Raw genomic sequence first — 18282 nt, 5'->3', positions numbered from 1 at the left:
GCGATACCCCCTGGAACTTACAGCAATCCCCCCACCAACTTGTATCATTCCGCCTCACAGAATGACATATCCACTCCACACTCTGCACCACCACACCCTCTTCATGCCTTTAACAAACCAAAAGTCTGTTTGTAGAGCTGGGTCTGTTCCGGGTCTACGCTAACAAAGGTAGACCCGGGACAGACCCAGCTCTACCCACCCACTCTGCACCAAAATGTTTCCCAACCCCCACATCATGGTATAGTACAATAAATACATAAGGCGGGTGAGGCAGATGGAGACGTTTATTAACCGGATCATGTGGTTTGGTTTCAGTACGGTTGGTGCTGCATTTCTTGGGACAGGCGTATTGTTTGTTGTGCTGGCATTGTTTACGCAGAGTACTGATATTATGGGTTTGTTTAAATGGATTCTGCTGATTTTCAATTGGGGTGTCGGGGGCATCAGCCTGCTGATCTCGATTGCAATTCTGGCAATTGGTCTGAAGCTGAGATTTTCTTCAGGAAAAGATAATCCGGAAGTATCCAACGCAAATTAAAAAGACGTTAGGGGTATCAAAACCCCCGACGTCTTTTTAGTTTGCGTTATGATTTAATAATTGCTTCAAAGCCGGCTTTTTTTAACTCAGCTGCCTGTTTTTCAGCGTTCTCTCTTTTAGAGAATGCGCCGGTCTGAACATAGAATGTATGCTGTACAGTTTTTCTGAGGTAAGCGAGTACACCTGCTGCGATGGCTTCACCACACGTTTTTCTGTATGAATCACTTGCGAGCAGCTGCTTTTCCTGACGATTGGTCATGAATCCGCACTCCACTAAAACTGCAGGCATTTTTGTCTCGCGCAGCACGTGGAAGTCAGCTGTTTTGATGCCTCTGTCAGGTCGTTTCGCACTTTTAATGAGATGCTGATGGATCATTTGTGCGAGCTTTTTCTCTTCTCCGGAATGATGTGGATGGATGTACGTTTCGATTCCCTGGACCCCATTCCAGATGGATCCGCCAAAAGCATTTGCATGAATAGAAACATAAAGGTCTGCCCGGCCGTTGTTTGCGAGATCTGTTCTCGCGGTGAGCGGGACGTCGTGGTCATCTCTGTGTGGGGTGAGTACTGTCATTCCTGCCTGTAGTAAGACTTTTTTAGCAGCGATTGCAGCTGCTTTGTTAAATGTGTATTCTTTCATTCCATCCGGACTTCGTTTTCCCGGCGTGTCGTAGCTGTGTCCTGCATCAATACATACAATTGGCATCATGATTCTCCTTTTTTAAATGGTTTTGGCTTTCGGTAAAGAGATCGTATTTGATCTGAAAATCAGACACCTTTTCAAAAATGTTTCGGTTTTCTAATGTAGTGCTTCATTTTTCAAAGTGCTACAATAGACTGTATGTGAGATAAGCAGGGAGGGTCATGATGGCTAAAGTAACGACGAATGAGATTATTGAGAAGTTCAAGATGGAGCTCGTGAGCGGGGAAGAAGGTATTCACCGGCCGATTACAACGAGTGATATATCAAGACCGGGTCTTGAGATGGCAGGTTATTTCAGCTATTATCCTGCTGAACGGATTCAGCTGCTCGGACGGACGGAGATGTCTTTTTATGAGCTGCTGTCGACTGATGAAAAGAAGGACCGGATGAGACAGTTATGTACTGATAATACACCAGGCATTATTCTGTCGCGTGATATTGAAGTGCCACGTGAGCTGATTGAGGCGTCTGAGCTGAGTCAGGTGCCTGTGATGAGAACACCTGTGAAGACGACGCGTTTTTCAAGCCGTCTGACAAACTTTTTAGAGAGCAGACTTGCACCGACTACAGCACTGCATGGCGTACTTGTGGACATTTATGGTGTGGGTGTATTGATTACGGGTAAAAGCGGTGTCGGTAAAAGTGAGACGGCACTTGAGCTTGTAAAACGCGGTCACCGGCTTGTTGCAGATGACAGTGTGGAAATTCGCCAGGAGGATACAGATACGCTGATCGGTTCTTCACCTGAATTGATTGAGCATTTACTTGAGATCAGAGGACTTGGCATTATTAATGTGATGACACTTTTCGGTGCCGGGGCTGTTCGCAGTCATAAGCGTGTGACACTTGTGATTGACCTTGAGATCTGGGATAAGACGAAGCAATACGACCGTCTTGGACTGGATGAAGAAACGATGAGAATTATTGATACAGATATCACGAAAATTACACTGCCGGTTCGACCTGGTCGAAATCTGGCAGTCATTATAGAAGTGGCTGCGATGAATTTCCGTCTGAAGAGAATGGGCATGAATGCAGCGGAGCAATTTTCAAACCGTCTGAATGACATTATTGTAGACGGAGACCATGATGATATTTAATCAGGAGGAAACAATATGATGTTATTAACAGCCCAGCCGATCGATCCGGTTGCCTTCAGCATCGGACCGCTTAGTGTGGCCTGGTATGGACTGATTATCGGAACGGGTATTGTGCTCGGTTACCTGCTTGCGAACCGTGAAGCAGACAGACTTGGTATGCCAAAGGATATGTTTGCTGACCTGTTAATCTGGGCAGTACCGATTGCGATTATCAGTGCGAGAATTTATTATGTCATTTTTCAGTGGGATTATTTCTCACAGAACCCGGGTGAGATTGTTGCGATCTGGAACGGTGGGATTGCGATTCACGGTGCACTGATCGGGTCGGTTGCAACAGGATTTGTTTTTGCGAAACGAAAAGGTCTATCATTCTGGAAAATTGTCGATATTGCAGCACCAAGCATTATTTTAGGTCAGATGCTTGGGCGCTGGGGGAACTTTATTAATCAGGAAGCACACGGCGGCGAGGTATCACGGAGCTTCCTTGAAGGACTGATGATTCCCGAGTGGATCATTAACCAGATGTATATTGAAGTGAACGGCAGCTTTGCCTACTATCATCCGACGTTTCTATATGAATCAGTATGGAACTTTGTCGGCCTGATTCTGCTGCTGCTCCTCCGAAAAGTGAACCCGCTCAGAGGCGAGATTTTCTTAAGCTATGTAATCTGGTACTCAGTCGGTCGTACGTTTGTAGAAGGGCTTCGCACAGACAGCCTGATGTTGACTGAGACAATCCGCGTTGCACAGGCGATTTCTATTCTATTAGTGATTGTTGCAGTGGGATTGATTCTGTATCGCAGATTTGGACAGGGGATTAAAACGCGCTACGCTGATAAACGAAATTAGGTGAATGGAATGAAACAACAGACGATTAAAGACGGTTTAAAGGCAGGATTGAATACGACGTGGACGCTTGGTAAAATCATTTTCCCGATCACGTTCATCATTACGGTTCTTCAGTTCACGCCTGTCTTACCGTTTATCACGGATCTGATTGCACCGTTTATGGGCTTATTTGGTCTCAGCGGGGAAGCGGCGGTTCCGCTTGTATTAGGAAATCTGTTAAATTTATATGCCGGGATCGCCGGGATTTTATCACTTGAAATGACGGTGAAGGAAGTCTTCATTATTGCAGTCATGCTCTCTTTTTCTCATAACTTGTTAATTGAAACAGGGGTGGCGCTAAAGGTAGGCGTGAAGCTGTGGGTGGTTTTACTCGTCAGACTTGGACTTGCTTTTACATCAGCGATTGTCATTAATCTTGTCTGGAGCGGCGGTGGTGAGATTGCACAGTACGGCATGGTGCCTGTTAGTGAGCCTGATGTGAGCGGCTGGGGTTCGATCCTGCTGCTTGGACTTGAAAAAGCAGCATTTGGCGTGATGCAGCTTGCCCTGATTGTCATCCCGCTTATGATTGTGATTCAAATCATGCGCGACCTGAAATGGCTGGACGTCTTTTCCCGCTGGATGGCGCCTGTCACTAGAGGTCTTGGAATGAAAGAGAATACATCGATGACGCTCGTTGCGGGTCTGACGATCGGCCTTGCCTACGGGGCAGGGGTGATGATTAAAGCAGTGCAGGAAGACGGCGTCAGCAAAAAGGATGCGACTCTTGCATTTATTTTTCTTGTCGCTTGTCACGCCATTGTCGAGGATACATTAATCTTTATTCCGCTTGGGATCCCAATCCTGCCGCTATTGCTGATCCGAGTGATAACAGCGATTTTATTAACCATGATCGTCGCGGCCATCTGGAACCGTGCGGAGAGGAGAGAGCCAAGCTATGAACAAACGCATTGATACCGTGCTATTTGATCTTGATGGCACATTAATTAATACAAACGATTTAATTATTTCTTCATTTATGCATGTCATGGATCACTATTATCCGGGGGAATATACCCGTGAGGATGTCCTGCAGTTTATGGGGCCTCCGCTCGTTGATTCATTTCAGGCGTTAAATCCTGAAAAAACGCAGGAAATGGTCGATTTCTACAGAGAATACAATTTAAAAGTACATGATGAACTTGTCACAGCATTTGACGGGGTGGATGAGACGGTAAAAGAACTGCATGAGCGCGGGATTAAAATGGCGATCGTTTCAACAAAGCGTCATGACATGGTGGTAAAAGGGCTAAAGCTGATGAACCTTGACCAGTATTTTGACGTTGTGATCGGCCTTGATGATGTGGAGCACGCAAAGCCTCATCCTGAACCGCTGAATAAAGCACTTGAAGCACTCGGCTCAACAGCTGATCAGGCGATTATGATCGGTGATAATCACCATGATATCGAAGGCGGTCACAATGCAGGCACCAGAACTGCAGGTGTTGCCTGGACATCGAAAGGGAAAGCGCACCTTGCCACATACAAGCCTGACTTTATGCTTGAGGAAATGAGTGACCTGCTGAAGATTATTGAGGAAAGCGGCTCATGAGAAGAACAAAGCGCTATCCTGTAGAAGGGTCGAATTCGCTTTGGCAGCTTTATAAAACTGTTCCTTTTATCAAAGTGGCATGGAATTTTGCTGTACTGCAGACTGCGCGCTATACGCCGTTTATTAGTTTGAAGAACTGGATGTACCGCAAGCTGCTAAAAATGGAAGTCGGTGAAAAAACGGCATTTGCACTCATGGTGATGCCGGACACACTTTATCCTGAAATGATTAAAGTAGGACGCAATACAATTATCGGCTATAACTCTACGATTTTAGCCCATGAATATCTGGTGGAGGAATACAGGCTCGGGGAAGTTGTGATTGGTGACAATGTCATGATCGGAGCAAACTCGACTGTATTACCCGGTGTTGTGATCGGTGACGGTGCAGTCATATCAGCTGCTACACTTGTGCACCGGGACGTACCGGCCGGAGCATTTGCAGGCGGAAATCCAATGCAGATTATTAAAATGCCCGAAAAAAAAGAGCAGAAGGACTAAATCCTCTGCTCTTTTTATTATGCCGGCACTCTTGTTTTTGATACCTGTGCCTGCGGGAACACCTTGAGCATTTTAGCACCAACCACCGCCGCCACAAATGAAAGAATAATATCTTTTGGAGCAGTCGGCAGCATCCAGATCCATGCCATTGTATAAGTAAAGCCTTCCGGTGCGTTAAACCACAGCTTGTACGCCATATACATCCAGTTGGTGCCGAGGAAGTAGTTAACCGCTGTGCCAAGCAGTGCCGCAGTGACGAGCATCGCAAATGACTGTCTCTTTTCAGTCAGCAGGCCAACAATCCATGCTACAACGATGTATGAAAGAATAAATCCGAATGTAGGACTGATCAGTGTGCCAAGACCGCCACCCCATCCGGCAAATACAGGCATCCCTGCGAGACCGATCAGCATATAAACGGTCATTGCAATTGGTCCCCATTTTTTACCGAGCAGCAGGCCTGCGATCAGGCAGACGACAGTTTGAAGTGTGATTGGCACATTTCCGACTACCAGGATTGGTACGATCGAAGTGATGTTTGCGCCGATTGCCATAAGTGCTGCGAATAATGAGGCAAGCACCATTCCGTGAACCTGTGATTTTACCATTTGAACCCCTCTTTTCTAATAAATGCTGTATGGTCTCCAAGACCGCTGATACTTTCCGTGGCGGGCTGCGCTTTCCTGCCCGCGGGCGGTGAGACCCTTACTGGGGCGGGAGTCTCCGTCCACTACTCCAAGTTCCAGCTAAATTTGTTAAAGTTATGTACAAAAAGATTATAATTTGAATAAGTTTTTAAGTCAACTTAATTTTGATTAAGGTTAACCTATAATGATTTTACATGAGTTATTAAAATGGAAATGAGTAATGCTTATATTTGAGTGAATCGTACTGATTGCGTATTACATTGATGTTTCAATTTAGTGAAATTAAGTGTTATGGGTTTGCTTTTTTCCAGATATTCGATACAATGCAACCTAGGCTAAGAAATAGAGTTTTTGGAAATCTGAAAGGGGTTTTACCTTTATGAACTTTAAGAAAATCTTTCTACCATTCGCTGCAGGTGCACTAGCGCTTGGACTCGCGGCATGCAGTGATGATGAATCAGCAAATACAGAAGCGGAAAATGAAGAACCAACTGCTGAAGAGGAACAGGCAGCAGAAGATCAGCAGGCAGCTGCTGAAGATATGCAGGCTGCAATGGAAGAGCAGCAGGTTGCAGAAGATGAAGTCGTTGCAACCATTAACGGTGAAGAAATTACAGGTGAGGCATATAACTCAGCTTTAGCTTCAACGCAAAGCAACCTTCAGCAAATGGGACAGGATCCTACAACTGAAGAAGGTGCAGAGCAGGCTAAAACTCAGACACTTGATCTTTTAGTGAACCAGACACTGATCATTCAAAAAGCAGACGAAGCTGGACATGAAGCCACTGAAGAGGAAATTGATAAAGAATACGCATCATTCCAGGAGCAGTTCGGTGGAGAAGAAGCATTGAATGAAATCATGGAAGCACAGGGCATGGATCAGGAAACACTTCGCAGCCAGATGGCAGACTCTATCAAATTTGATAAGTATGTAAACGAAGTAGCGCCTGCAGAAGAGCCTTCTGATGAAGAAATTCAGGAATTTTATGAGCAGATTACTGCACAGGCAGAACAATCCGGCCAGGAAGCACCTGCTTTAGAAGACGTTCGAGAAGACATCGTAGCGAACCTGAACCAGCAAAAACAGCAGGAACAGCTAATGGCTCACCTTGAAGAGCTGAAAGCTGACGCTGAAATTGAAACATTAATCTAAATGGTTATGAGGCATCTCCTTGTGGGGGTGTCTTTTTTTGTATAGAAGTGACTGCGTGGGGCAGGTGATCGCTACAACCTGGCGGGGAATACAGACAACTTCCCGGGCGTATCACTACAACCCGAAGAGAAACCACAACAACTCCAGCAAAAACAGTAACCTCTTCACTTAAACACACCCCTTGACTAACCACCCCAACCCTAGTAAACTACACAATATCTTCATTATGTTATCGTATTAGCGAACTAAAGGATTCAGTCAATTGTTCGAGTTATTTACAGTAAGAAGGTATAATAAAAAGATACGGTTTAATTTAAGAAAGCACAAAAGTTTTTAAACTTTTAATTACTAAAATGTAACTAAGCTGAATCTTGGAGTGGAGGGTGTAGACTCCCGCCCCGGAAAAGGACAGGTGAGATCCCGAAAGGCGTAGCCTGAGGAAGCTCACCGTCCGGGGGCAGGAATGCGAAGTCCTCCACGGAAAGGTTTAGCGGTTATCAGCGTTATTTAATGAAAGGTTGTGGAGACGATGTCAAAGCTGTTTATGTTTGAAAAACCGATTGGAATGAGAGATACGTTTCCTCATTTATATAGTCTGAAAAAAGAAATCCGTACAAACATTGAAAATGAAATGATGAACTGGGGCTATGAATTTATGGAAACACCAGCCCTTGAATATGACGAAACAGTCGGCGAGGCATCTGCGATTTTAGATCAGCAGCTGTTTAAGCTTCTTGATCAGCAGGGAAGAACGCTTGTGCTCAGACCTGATATGACAGCGCCTATTGCCCGTGTAGCGGCTTCAAAGCTGTTGAAAGACCGTAATCCGCTGAGACTGGCATATGCGGCTAACCTATTCCGCGCGCAGCAGCGTGAAGGTGGGAGACCGGCTGAGTTTGAACAGATCGGTGTTGAGCTGATTGGTGATTCAACTGTCAGTGCGGATGCTGAAACGATTGCACTTTTAGCTTCAGTATTAAGAGCATCCGGTCTGGAAGACTTTACGATCGCAGTTGGACATGTTGGGTTCCTGCAGGAGCTATTCCTTCAGATCGTCGGAACAGAAGAACGGGCTGAGAAGCTGAGAAAGCATTTATATGAAAAGAACTACGTCGGTTACCGCAAGCATGTGGATTCACTGCCGCTTTCTTCTATTGATAAGAAGAGACTGATTGATGTACTTCATATCCAGGGGAACGGCGGGTCGATTGCGAAAGCTGAAGCTCTTTTAGAGGGTGAAGGTGGACGCGGGCCGCTGCGTGAGCTTGAAGAATTACTTTCAGTGCTGAAGGATTACGGCTTAGAGGATTATGTGAAAATGGATGTGTCGCTTGTCAGCCACATGTCTTACTATACGGGTGTATTATTTGAAGTATATGCAGATCATGTAGGGTTCGCACTGGGTAACGGAGGCCGTTATGATAACCTGTTGAAGAAATTCGGCGCTGAGGTTGGTGCGACCGGGTTTGGACTGAGAATGGATTATGTGATGGAAGCTTTAAATAAAAGTGTGAAAAAGGCTCAGCCTGCACTCATTTTATTTTCAGCTGAACGCAGGAGAGAAGCTGCTGAAAAGGCGGCAGAGTACAGACAGAACCAGCAGCCTGTGATTGTGCAGGATGTAAGAGGTGTATCTGACTTGGACAGCTTTACGGCTGGATTTAAAGATGTGCATACGTTTATTGGAAAGGAAGGGGTTCAGGCATGAAGGAATTAACGATTGCCATGCCAAAAGGGCGTATATTTGAAGAAGCGGTTGTGATGTTGAAGGAAGCCGGCTACAATTTACCGCCTGAATTTGATGACTCAAGAAAGCTAATTATTGAAGTACCTGAAGAAAACCTGCGCTTTATTTTAGCGAAACCGATGGACGTGCCGACTTACGTAGAGCACGGGGTTGCAGATATCGGAATTGCAGGGAAAGATGTGATGCTTGAAGAAGAGCGTCATGTGTATGAACTGCTGGACCTTAAAATCAGCCACTGCTATTTAGCGGTAGCAGGGCTTCCTGATACTGAAATGAATGAAGTAGCACCGAGAATTGCCACAAAATATCCGAATGTTGCATCCTCTTATTTCAGAGAGCAGGGTGAACAGGTGGAAATTATTAAGCTGAACGGTTCAATTGAGATTGCACCGATTATCGGGCTGACGGACCGGATTGTGGATATTGTCTCAACCGGACGTACGCTAAAGGAAAATGGTTTAGTAGAGTATGAGCATATTGTAGACATCACATCGCGTCTGATTGCGAACCCGGTTAGCTATCGTCTGATGCACGATCGGATCAGTGAGATGACGAACAGGCTTGAAAAAGTGGTGAATGGCTAGCAGCCAGCAGAAAGGATTTGCTAACGATGGACATTCGTTTTCTAAATGAAAGCAGCATTCCGCGTCAGTCGCTCGATCAGGGAACTGAGGCGCAGCGGAAAAGTGTGCAGGATATTATTTCGGCAGTAAAAGAAAAAGGTGATGAGGCAGTCCGCTTTTACACGGAGCAGTTTGACGGCGTAAAGCTTGAGTCGTTAAAGGTGACTGATGGTGAAGTAGACGAAGCACTTCAGGAACTGGATGAGGAACTGCTGTCAATTTTACAGGAAGCAGCGAACAATATCCGTGCTTTCCATGAAAAGCAGGTTCAGCAGTCATGGATGACCACTGAAGAAAATGGTACGATTCTTGGTCAAAAGGTCACAGCGCTTGATGCAGCAGGCATTTACGTGCCAGGCGGAACAGCAGCTTATCCTTCATCAGTTTTAATGAACGCAATTCCTGCGCAGGTCGCTGGTGTGAAGCGGATCGTCATGGTGACACCACCTGGTAAAGACGGCAAAGTGCCTGCAGGCGTTCTTGCAGCAGCCCGACTTGCAGGGGTCCGCGATATTTATAAAATCGGCGGTGCCCAGGCAGTTGCGGCGCTTGCTTATGGAACTGAATCAATTGAACCGGTTGATAAAATCACTGGACCGGGAAATATCTTTGTTGCACTTGCCAAGCGTGAAGTATTCGGGATTGTGGATATTGATATGATCGCAGGACCGAGTGATGTGACTGTCCTTGCTGATGATACAGCTTTTGCTAATGAAGTCGCAGCTGACCTGTTATCACAGGCTGAACACGGCGAGCTCTCACAGGCGAATCTTGTTACAACTTCAAAAGACCTTGCTGAAGCGGTACAAAAAGAAGTGGAAGCACAGCTGAATGAACTGCCAAGACATGACATGGCACGCGTTGCAATTGAAGAGCACAGTGCGATTTATGTAGCCGATTCTCTTGATGAGGCAGTAGAAGCAGTCAATCAGATCGCACCTGAGCACCTTGAAGTTCAGATGGAAAATGCGATGGAGCTGGTTGGAAAGATCCGCCACGCAGGCGCAATTTTCGTCGGCAGATACAGCTCAGAGCCGATCGGCGATTACTTTGCAGGGCCAAATCACACACTGCCAACAAGCGGAACAGCACGTTTCTCAAGCCCGCTGTCAGTAGATGATTTCGTAAAAAAATCGAGCATCATCTCCTACAGCAAAACAGCCTTTAACGAAAACGGCAGCAAAGTTGCGAAGTTTGCAAGGCTCGAAGGCTTAGAAGCCCATGCGAGAGCGATTGAGGCGAGGGATAAAAACTAAAGTTTCTTTAAAAGCCGCTGAGACTTCGGAGGACTGCGCTTTCCTGCCCCCGGCCGGTGAGCTTCCTCAGGCTTCGCCTTGCGGGATCTCACCTGTCCTTCCCCGGGGCGGGAGTCTCCGTCCTCCGAAGTCTCAGCTGGATTAATTATTAATTAATTTTTAAATTGTAGGTTGTGATTTTTCTTTTTATGAAACACAAACAAAATACCTGCACAGCTGATGATTGGAGCGTAAGGCGGCGACTCCAGCAGGAGAAGCCGGACAGGTGAGACCCCGCAGGCGCTTGCGCCGAGGAGGCTCACCGCCGGCCCTGCGGAAAGCGTCCGCCTGGAGCTCCAATCCTCAGCCAACTTAAACAAAGCTATCAAAATAGCTGCCATACATAAAAAAGGAGTGTCACAAATGACTGAACGTAAAGCTTCATTAAAAAGAAAAACAAATGAAACCAATATCTCACTTTCACTGAACATCGACGGCGAAGGGATCAGCGATATTCAGACAGACGTACCATTTATGACCCACATGCTCGACCTTTTCACAAAACACGGACACTTTGACCTGACAGTTGAAGGCCGCGGGGACGTGGATATTGATGGGCATCATACAACAGAGGATATTGGCATCGTACTCGGTCAGGCACTGCTTGAAGCATTAGGAGATAAAAAAGGAATCAAGCGTTACGGCAACGCTTTTGTTCCGATGGATGAAGCACTGGCTCAGGTGACAGTAGACCTGAGCAATCGCCCACATTTAGTGATGAATGCTGATTTCCCAAAAGAGCGCGTTGGGGATTTTGATGTGGAACTTGTACATGAATTTTTATGGAAGCTTGCGATTGAAGCGCGGATGAATCTTCATGTGAATGTCCATTACGGCTTCAATACGCATCATATGATCGAAGCTGTATTTAAAGCGCTTGGCCGCGCACTTGATGAAGCAACTCAGATCGATCCGAGAGTTAAAGGTGTGCCATCAACGAAAGGGATGTTGTAAATGATCGGAATAGTTGATTACGGTATGGGGAATCTGTTCAGTGTCAGTAAAGCACTTGAGCGGATTGGCGTTCCCTATATTATCAGTGATAAAAAAGAGCAGCTTGAAAAGACAGACGGACTGATTTTGCCGGGTGTTGGCGCATTTCGTGATGCAATGAAGCTGCTGGATGAAACGAAGCTGTCTGATTTTATTAAAGAACAGGCGGAAGCAGGGAAACCGATACTCGGGATTTGCCTTGGGATGCAGCTTTTATTTGATGAAAGCGAAGAGAATGGCGCGTTTAAAGGACTTGGACTTCTGAAAGGAAAAGCGGTTAAGTTTTTGGGGGAAGCAAATGGTGAACGCTATAAGGTTCCGCATATGGGGTGGAATAAGCTGAAGTTTCATCAGGATTCACCAATGACAGCGGATGTTGAAGCGGATCACGTTTATTTTGTTCACTCCTACTATATTGCTGGTGAGGAACGAGATGCACTGATCGCTTCATCTGACTATTTTGAAGAAGTACCGGCTGTCGTCGGAAAAAACAATGTGTTCGGCATGCAGTTTCACCCTGAAAAAAGCGGTGACTTAGGCATGGCACTTTTGAAAAACTATACGCAGTACGTACAAAATACGGAGGTGGAAGTATGAGTTTCACAGTTTACCCGGCAATTGATATGAGAGGCGGCAAATGTGTACGTCTTACTCAAGGTGATTATGCACAGGAGACGATCTATGGTGACTCTCCTTTTGATATGGCAAAGCAGTTTGTCGATGAAGGTGCAGAGTGGATTCACATGGTGGACCTTGACGGAGCAAAGGATGGCAAGCGCGTGAATGATGTCTTCGTAGAGCGCGTTGTGAAAGAATTGCCCGCGCGTGTTCAGGTCGGCGGCGGCATCCGTACTGAAGAAGACGTCGTACACTATTTAGACCAGGGCGTTGACCGCGTAATTATCGGAAGTCTGGCTGTCACAAACCCTGCTTTAGTAAAAGAATGGCTGAAGAAATACGGCAGCCGCATTGCAATCGGTCTTGATGCAAAGAACGGCTACGTTGCCACACACGGGTGGATTGAAACGTCAGAGCTAAAGGCAGTTGACCTTGGAAAAGAGCTTGCAGAAGCAGGCGCTGAAACGTTCATTTTTACAGATATCGCAACGGATGGCATGCTGAGCGGTCCAAATGTGGATGCAGTTGTAGAACTTGCTGAATACACAGGTGCTGAAGTCATTGCTTCAGGCGGGGTCAGCTCTCTTGAGGACCTGCGTACACTGCAGGCTGTTTCGGGGATCGGTGTAGCAGGTGCCATTGTCGGTAAAGCAATCTACACGAATAAATTCACCGTCAAACAGGCGATTGAGGAGACATCGTGATGCTGACAAAACGGATCATTCCTTGTCTTGATGTAAAAGAAGGCCGCGTGGTAAAAGGGATCCAGTTCGTTGAGCTCCGAGACGCAGGGGATCCGGTTGAACTGGCACGTGCATATGATCAGCAGGGTGCAGATGAACTTGTGTTCCTTGATATTTCAGCATCACATGAAGGCCGCAAAACAATGGTGGATGTCGTGCAGGGTGTTGCTGCAGAGCTTGCCATTCCTTTTACAGTAGGCGGTGGGATTAATGCACTTGAGGATATGAAACGGATTCTGCGTGCAGGAGCTGATAAAGTGTCATTGAACACAGCTGCGGTTTTAAGACCGGAACTGATCAGGGAAGGCGCAGAGTATTTCGGTACGCAATGTATCGTGGTCGCAGTGGATGCTAAATGGGACGAGGAAGCAGGCACGTGGCGCGTTTACACGCACGGCGGCCGTAAGCCGACTGAGAGACTCGTGATCGACTGGGTCAAAGAAGCAGAATCACTTGGTGCAGGAGAGATCCTTTTAACGTCAATGGATCGCGATGGTGAAAAATCAGGCTTTAATGTTGAACTGACCAAAGCAGTGAGTGAAGCTGTCAATATTCCGGTGATTGCATCAGGCGGAGCCGGCGGCAGTGAGCATTTCACTGAAATTTTTACAGATGGAAAAGCGGATGCAGCACTGGCAGCATCCATTTTCCACTATGAAGAGACAAGCGTTAAAGAAGTGAAAGCACATTTAAGAAATGAAGGAGTGAATGTAAGATGACCATCAATACAGAGAACATTCGCTTCGATGAAAAAGGATTAATCCCGGCAGTGGTGCAGGATGCATCAACCGGAGAAGTCCTGACAGTTGCGTATATGAATAAAGAGTCGTTTGAGAAATCAGCTGTGACCGGTGAAACATGGTTTTACAGCCGTTCACGCCAGGAGCTTTGGCATAAAGGGGCAACCAGCGGGAACACGCAGAAAATCATTGACATGACACTCGACTGCGACGGAGATTCACTCGTTGTCCGCGTAAAGCCTGCCGGACCTGCATGTCACACAGGCGAGCGTTCATGCTTTAATGAAAAAGTATATGAGTCAGACGAAAAGGCTGTCGGCACGCAGATTCTGTCAGTGCTTGAAGGGCTGATTGCAGCGCGCGATGAAGAACGTCCTGAAGGTGCTTATACAACGTATCTGTTTGAAGAAGGCGTTGATAAGATCCTGAAAAAAGTCGGAGAAGAGTCAGCTGAAGTGATTATCGCAGCGAAAAACCGTGATAAAGAAGAGCTTAAGTGGGAAACAGCGGATCTGCTGTATCACACACTCGTACTGCTTCGCGAGCAGAAACTTCCCCTTGCAGATGTGATGGGCGTGCTTGAAGAACGACATAATAGACCTAAATAAATGAGATGCCCGTTCCTTTTTGGAGCGGGTGTTTTTTGTGGGTAGAGGCGGGTCTGTCCCGGGTCTACCTGGCCAGCGTAGACCCGGGACAGACCCGCCTCTACTCTCTTACCCTCTGACCATGGCAATCATCCCTTCCCACACTTCCAATTCCGTGCTAAAATTGATTAGTTAATACAACGTACGGAGGCTATGCATGAAAAAAGGATCGGATCATCAAAAAGGAAAGCTTGTGCCATTTACCCAGACAGGTGAGAGTCTGTATAAAAGAGGGATGGCCATTTATCAAAAGGGTCAGCTTGAGAAGGCTGTGAAATATTTAGGGAAAGCGGCCGAGCTTGAGCCGGAAGAGCCGATGATTGCACTTCAGATTGCGATGATTGAAACGGAGCTTGGGCATTTCCAGGAGTCTAATGAACGTCTGAAGCGTATAAGTGAGTCAACCGATCCGTCTATGACAGAAGTTCACTATTTTATGGCAAACAATTATGCGCATCTTGGCTTGTTCCAGGAGGCATACCGCCATGTAAATACGTATTTAGAGGATCAGCCGGACGGTGAATTCTCAGAGGATGCAGAGGATCTGCTTGATCTGCTGCAGTTTGAGGATGAAGACGGCTTTGATGATGAATTTGAGCATGATGACCTGATTATACATCAGGAAAAGGCCGGGAAGCTGCTTGCTGATGGAAAGTTCAAGGAAGCGATTGAAGTGCTTGAAGATGTGGTTGACCGTTATCCGGACTACTGGTCAGCCTATAACAACCTTGCACTTGCCTATTTCTACCAGGGAGAAACGGAACAGGCTTCAGCTATTTTGACTGAAGTACTGAACAAAAATCCCGGTAACCTGCATGCTTTGTGTAATTTAGCGGTATTTTATCATTATCAGGGACGCACGAAGGAATTAGAGGCTCTTGTAAAAGCGCTTGAGACGGTGAGACCGTTTCTGATTGAACACCGCTTTAAGCTTGGGGCAACGTTTGCTTTACTCGGAAGGCATGAGCAGGCATATGGCTGGCTGAAGAGTCTTGCAAAAAAAGGATTCGAAGGTGACAGCGGCTTTCATTACTGGCTGTCGCATTCAGCGTGGCATTCCGGTCATAAAAAAGCGGCTGAAGAAGCGTGGAAGCGTGTCATTGAAGAGCAGCCTGAAAAAGCAGGGCAGGAACCGTGGAACCGTGCAACGACCCGGAATGATGAAAAACTGAAAACCTTTTATCCGGAAGAGCGGATGTTTATTCTATTTAAAGATATTCAGGAGTCAGACAGCTCTTTAAAAGAAGATGCACCTGAATACTATACAGAGATTGAAAAAGCATACTATGATATGGTGCGATCTGATGAACCTCAGGATACACCGATCAGCAGAGCGCATCTGGTTGCATGTGAACTTTTAAAACACTTTGATCTGCACGAAAAAGCACATCAGGGATTATTCTATATGTGGTTTCATATTGTCTATCACGGATCCGTTGACGGATATCCATTTCAAAATGTAGAGGGTCTTTCAGCTGCTGTGGAGTATTTGTGGCGGAAGGTCAGAGGATCAAAACTGACGCAAAAAGAGATCGCAGCTAGTTACGGCATTGCGCCTGGAACGCTTGCCAGATATAAGCGCGAGCTGGAATGTTACTTGCCATAAGCAGATGATTGGACGATTTATATACCTTGGATTACGATATATTGTAGATAAATTATGAACTCATCAAAAAGGAGTGTCATTTCATGACCGAAGAAAAAATTTATGACGTAATTATTATTGGCGCTGGTCCTGCAGGGATGACGGCTGCTGTATATACTTCAAGAGCAAACCTTTCAACACTTATGCTTGAGCGCGGTGTGCCGGGTGGCCAGATGGCAAATACAGAGGACGTTGAAAACTATCCTGGATTTGACCACATTCTTGGACCTGATCTATCAAATAAAATGTTTGAGCATGCGAAGAAATTCGGTGCTGAATATGCATATGGTGACGTGAAGAGCATCGAGGACGGCAGGGATTATAAAACAATCAAAGCCGGTTCAAAAGAATATAAAGCACGTGCCGTTCTGATCACAACAGGTGCAGAGTATAAGAAGCTTGGCGTACCGGGTGAAAAAGAACTTGGCGGACGCGGCGTATCTTACTGTGCGGTATGTGACGGTGCATTCTTCAAAAATAAAGACCTTGTCGTTGTCGGCGGCGGAGACTCTGCAGTTGAAGAGGGCGTTTACCTGACACGCTTTGCAAACAAAGTGACAATCGTTCACCGCAGAGATGAACTGCGCGCACAAAAGATCCTTCAGCAGCGTGCATTTGATAACGAAAAGATCGATTTTATCTGGAATTCTACGATAAAAGAAATCAATGACAAAGATGGCAAAGTCGGTTCAGTCACGCTTGTATCAACTAAAGACGGTTCTGAAACGGAATTTGCTGCAGATGGCGCATTTATCTATATCGGTATGGTGCCACTGACAAAGCCGTTTGAAGGTCTTGGTATTCTGAATAATGAAGGGTACATTGAGACTGATGAAAAAATGCAGACAAACGTACCTGGTATCTTCGCAGCTGGTGACGTGCGCGATAAGACGCTTCGTCAGATCGTAACTGCTACAGGCGACGGCAGTGTCGCTTCACAGGCAATCCAGCACTATGTGGAAGAGCTTGCTGAGTCTTTGAAGGTTCAGTCATAATATAAGCATTTAATAACCGCTGATGATTTCCGTGGAGGACTACGCTTTCCGCGTCCGCGCGGTGAGCCTCCTCGACGCTTTGCGTCTCCGGGGTCTCACCTGTCGCTTCGATGACGCAGGAGTCTCCGTCCTCCACTCCAATCATCAGCTTTTTGTGTTTTAAAACCATTTAAATTAAGATGTTAGTTAGATTAAAATTGATTGTTACTGTGAGCATAAAGCGGTTTCCGTAACTTTATGTGCTCTTAATAAAGTCGATCAACCTACTCGCACAGTAGGTGATTGAAGCGTAAGGGGGCGACTCCTGCGGCAGGAAGGGACGTGTGAGACCGAGCATGGCGAAGCCTGCGGGCTCACCGCCCGGCCGCGGAAAGCGTCCCCCTGAAGCGGAAATCACCTGCCAAACTACAAAAACCAAAACTTTAGATCAATAACCAAATCTTTATCTAATCGTTACCAAACTGTAACCGCTATGCAACAATTTATGGGTATAGTAAGACCATAAGTAATTGACCCCCTTTAGTATATATCTTTGGCACGGACACCGAACATGTCCGTGCCCTTTTTTGTGCTCATAACAAAAAGGAGATTTACATATGGATAGAGAAGGAGACAGTACGGCTTCATTGTGAGAGGCTGTGAAACCATGTATAATAAAATGAATGAGCAAAAATGAGCAGGTGATATTGTGCAGAGGATAACGAATTGTGTATATATAAAAGATAACCAGGCGCTGCTTCTCCAAAAGCCGAGAAGAGACTGGTGGGTTGCGCCGGGCGGTAAAATGGAACCTGGTGAATCTGTCAGAGATGCCTGCATTAGAGAGTATCGTGAAGAAACAGGGATTTATGTGAAAAACCCTGAAATTAAAGGGATTTTTACTTTTATTATAAAAGAAGGAAATGAAGTCATTTCCGAGTGGATGATGTTTACGTTCCTGGCGACAGAGGGTGATGGTCTGCTGCTCGATGAATCACCGGAGGGAATCCTTCAGTGGCAGCCGGTAGAGGCCGTTCAGTCGCTTGATATGGCTGAAGGTGACCGTCATATTCTTGAATATGTGATTCATGGTCAGGGCGTCATCTATGGCACGTTCACTTATACAAAAGATTTTAAGCTGTTATCCTATCGTCTGGATCCTAGCTGAGGGGGAGT

At 46.1% G+C, this 18282-nt stretch carries 20 protein-coding genes; 18 read left to right on the top strand and 2 right to left on the bottom strand.

The window, feature by feature from the left end:
• Positions 1 to 274 precede the first annotated feature (274 nt).
• Complete coding sequence (locus LG330_RS13885; protein ID WP_404404770.1) at positions 275 to 538, top strand: hypothetical protein; 264 nt, start codon at positions 275 to 277, stop codon at positions 536 to 538.
• 46 nt (positions 539 to 584) lie between these two features.
• Here LG330_RS13885 and LG330_RS13880 read toward each other — a convergent pair whose 3' ends face one another.
• The gene (locus LG330_RS13880; RefSeq protein ID WP_404404768.1) at positions 585 to 1244 is read right to left on the bottom strand and encodes an N-acetylmuramoyl-L-alanine amidase; all 660 of its coding nucleotides are present in this window, start codon (positions 1242 to 1244) and stop codon (positions 585 to 587) included.
• Between the two features lie 161 nt (positions 1245 to 1405).
• On the opposite strand from LG330_RS13880, the gene hprK reads away from it, so the two are divergent.
• Genes hprK through LG330_RS13855 form a run of 5 tightly spaced genes read left to right on the top strand, consistent with a single transcriptional unit; the run spans position 1406 to position 5281 of the window.
• Entirely contained in the window at positions 1406 to 2341 is a 936-nt protein-coding gene (hprK, locus tag LG330_RS13875; protein ID WP_404404766.1) for an HPr(Ser) kinase/phosphatase, read from the top strand.
• Between the two features lie 18 nt (positions 2342 to 2359).
• Positions 2360 to 3190 (top strand): prolipoprotein diacylglyceryl transferase, encoded by an 831-nt coding sequence (gene lgt / locus LG330_RS13870; RefSeq protein WP_404409619.1) that lies wholly within the window; start codon positions 2360 to 2362, stop codon positions 3188 to 3190.
• Positions 3191 to 3199: 9 nt separating this feature from the next.
• Positions 3200 to 4144, top strand: a complete 945-nt coding sequence (locus LG330_RS13865; RefSeq protein ID WP_404404764.1) for a nucleoside recognition domain-containing protein — start codon at positions 3200 to 3202, stop codon at positions 4142 to 4144.
• Positions 4128 to 4781, top strand: a complete 654-nt coding sequence (ppaX, locus tag LG330_RS13860) for a pyrophosphatase PpaX (RefSeq protein WP_404404762.1) — start codon at positions 4128 to 4130, stop codon at positions 4779 to 4781. The genes LG330_RS13865 and ppaX overlap by 17 nt, the downstream gene beginning before the upstream one ends.
• Positions 4778 to 5281, top strand: coding sequence for an acyltransferase (locus LG330_RS13855; RefSeq protein WP_404404760.1), 504 nt, complete (start codon positions 4778 to 4780; stop codon positions 5279 to 5281). The genes ppaX and LG330_RS13855 overlap by 4 nt, the downstream gene beginning before the upstream one ends.
• Before the next feature lie 17 nt (positions 5282 to 5298).
• Here the strand turns inward: LG330_RS13855 and LG330_RS13850 are convergent, their stop codons facing one another.
• Positions 5299 to 5889 (bottom strand): biotin transporter BioY, encoded by a 591-nt coding sequence (locus LG330_RS13850; RefSeq protein WP_404404758.1) that lies wholly within the window; start codon positions 5887 to 5889, stop codon positions 5299 to 5301.
• 418 nt (positions 5890 to 6307) lie between these two features.
• Between LG330_RS13850 and LG330_RS13845 the strand changes: the two genes are divergently transcribed.
• The 12 genes from LG330_RS13845 (at position 6308) to LG330_RS13790 (ending at position 18274) form a co-directional block, all read left to right on the top strand.
• A complete protein-coding gene (locus LG330_RS13845; protein ID WP_404404756.1) occupies positions 6308 to 7081 on the top strand; it encodes a SurA N-terminal domain-containing protein in 774 nt (257 codons plus the stop codon).
• Positions 7082 to 7610: 529 nt separating this feature from the next.
• The gene (locus LG330_RS13840; protein WP_404404754.1) at positions 7611 to 8789 is read left to right on the top strand and encodes an ATP phosphoribosyltransferase regulatory subunit; all 1179 of its coding nucleotides are present in this window, start codon (positions 7611 to 7613) and stop codon (positions 8787 to 8789) included.
• Entirely contained in the window at positions 8786 to 9412 is a 627-nt protein-coding gene (gene hisG, locus LG330_RS13835; protein ID WP_039811006.1) for an ATP phosphoribosyltransferase, read from the top strand. Before LG330_RS13840 ends, hisG begins: the two co-directional genes overlap by 4 nt.
• A gap of 26 nt (positions 9413 to 9438) precedes the next feature.
• Positions 9439 to 10707 (top strand): histidinol dehydrogenase, encoded by a 1269-nt coding sequence (gene hisD, locus LG330_RS13830; RefSeq protein ID WP_404404751.1) that lies wholly within the window; start codon positions 9439 to 9441, stop codon positions 10705 to 10707.
• A gap of 402 nt (positions 10708 to 11109) precedes the next feature.
• Positions 11110 to 11700 carry an imidazoleglycerol-phosphate dehydratase HisB gene (hisB, locus tag LG330_RS13825; protein WP_404404749.1) on the top strand — a complete coding sequence of 197 codons (591 nt, stop codon included), beginning with the start codon at positions 11110 to 11112 and terminating at the stop codon, positions 11698 to 11700.
• Complete coding sequence (gene hisH, locus LG330_RS13820; protein ID WP_404404747.1) at positions 11701 to 12336, top strand: imidazole glycerol phosphate synthase subunit HisH; 636 nt, start codon at positions 11701 to 11703, stop codon at positions 12334 to 12336.
• Positions 12333 to 13061 (top strand): 1-(5-phosphoribosyl)-5-[(5-phosphoribosylamino)methylideneamino]imidazole-4-carboxamide isomerase, encoded by a 729-nt coding sequence (gene hisA / locus LG330_RS13815; RefSeq protein ID WP_404404745.1) that lies wholly within the window; start codon positions 12333 to 12335, stop codon positions 13059 to 13061. Before hisH ends, hisA begins: the two co-directional genes overlap by 4 nt.
• Positions 13061 to 13819 carry an imidazole glycerol phosphate synthase subunit HisF gene (gene hisF, locus LG330_RS13810; RefSeq protein WP_039810995.1) on the top strand — a complete coding sequence of 253 codons (759 nt, stop codon included), beginning with the start codon at positions 13061 to 13063 and terminating at the stop codon, positions 13817 to 13819. Before hisA ends, hisF begins: the two co-directional genes overlap by 1 nt.
• A gap of 2 nt (positions 13820 to 13821) precedes the next feature.
• Positions 13822 to 14448 carry a bifunctional phosphoribosyl-AMP cyclohydrolase/phosphoribosyl-ATP diphosphatase HisIE gene (gene hisIE, locus LG330_RS13805; RefSeq protein WP_404409617.1) on the top strand — a complete coding sequence of 209 codons (627 nt, stop codon included), beginning with the start codon at positions 13822 to 13824 and terminating at the stop codon, positions 14446 to 14448.
• Positions 14449 to 14644: 196 nt separating this feature from the next.
• A complete protein-coding gene (locus LG330_RS13800; RefSeq protein ID WP_404404743.1) occupies positions 14645 to 16093 on the top strand; it encodes a tetratricopeptide repeat protein in 1449 nt (482 codons plus the stop codon).
• A gap of 62 nt (positions 16094 to 16155) precedes the next feature.
• Complete coding sequence (gene trxB, locus LG330_RS13795; RefSeq protein WP_404409615.1) at positions 16156 to 17127, top strand: thioredoxin-disulfide reductase; 972 nt, start codon at positions 16156 to 16158, stop codon at positions 17125 to 17127.
• Between the two features lie 688 nt (positions 17128 to 17815).
• Entirely contained in the window at positions 17816 to 18274 is a 459-nt protein-coding gene (locus LG330_RS13790; RefSeq protein WP_404404741.1) for an NUDIX hydrolase, read from the top strand.
• Positions 18275 to 18282: the final 8 nt, after the last annotated feature.

Origin of the sequence: Jeotgalibacillus malaysiensis (assembly GCF_044789845.1) — a bacterium.
Lineage (GTDB): Bacteria > Bacillota > Bacilli > Bacillales > Jeotgalibacillaceae > Jeotgalibacillus > Jeotgalibacillus malaysiensis_A.
Note: the sequence above shows the minus strand (reverse complement) of the source record. Positions and strands in the feature narration are given on the sequence as shown.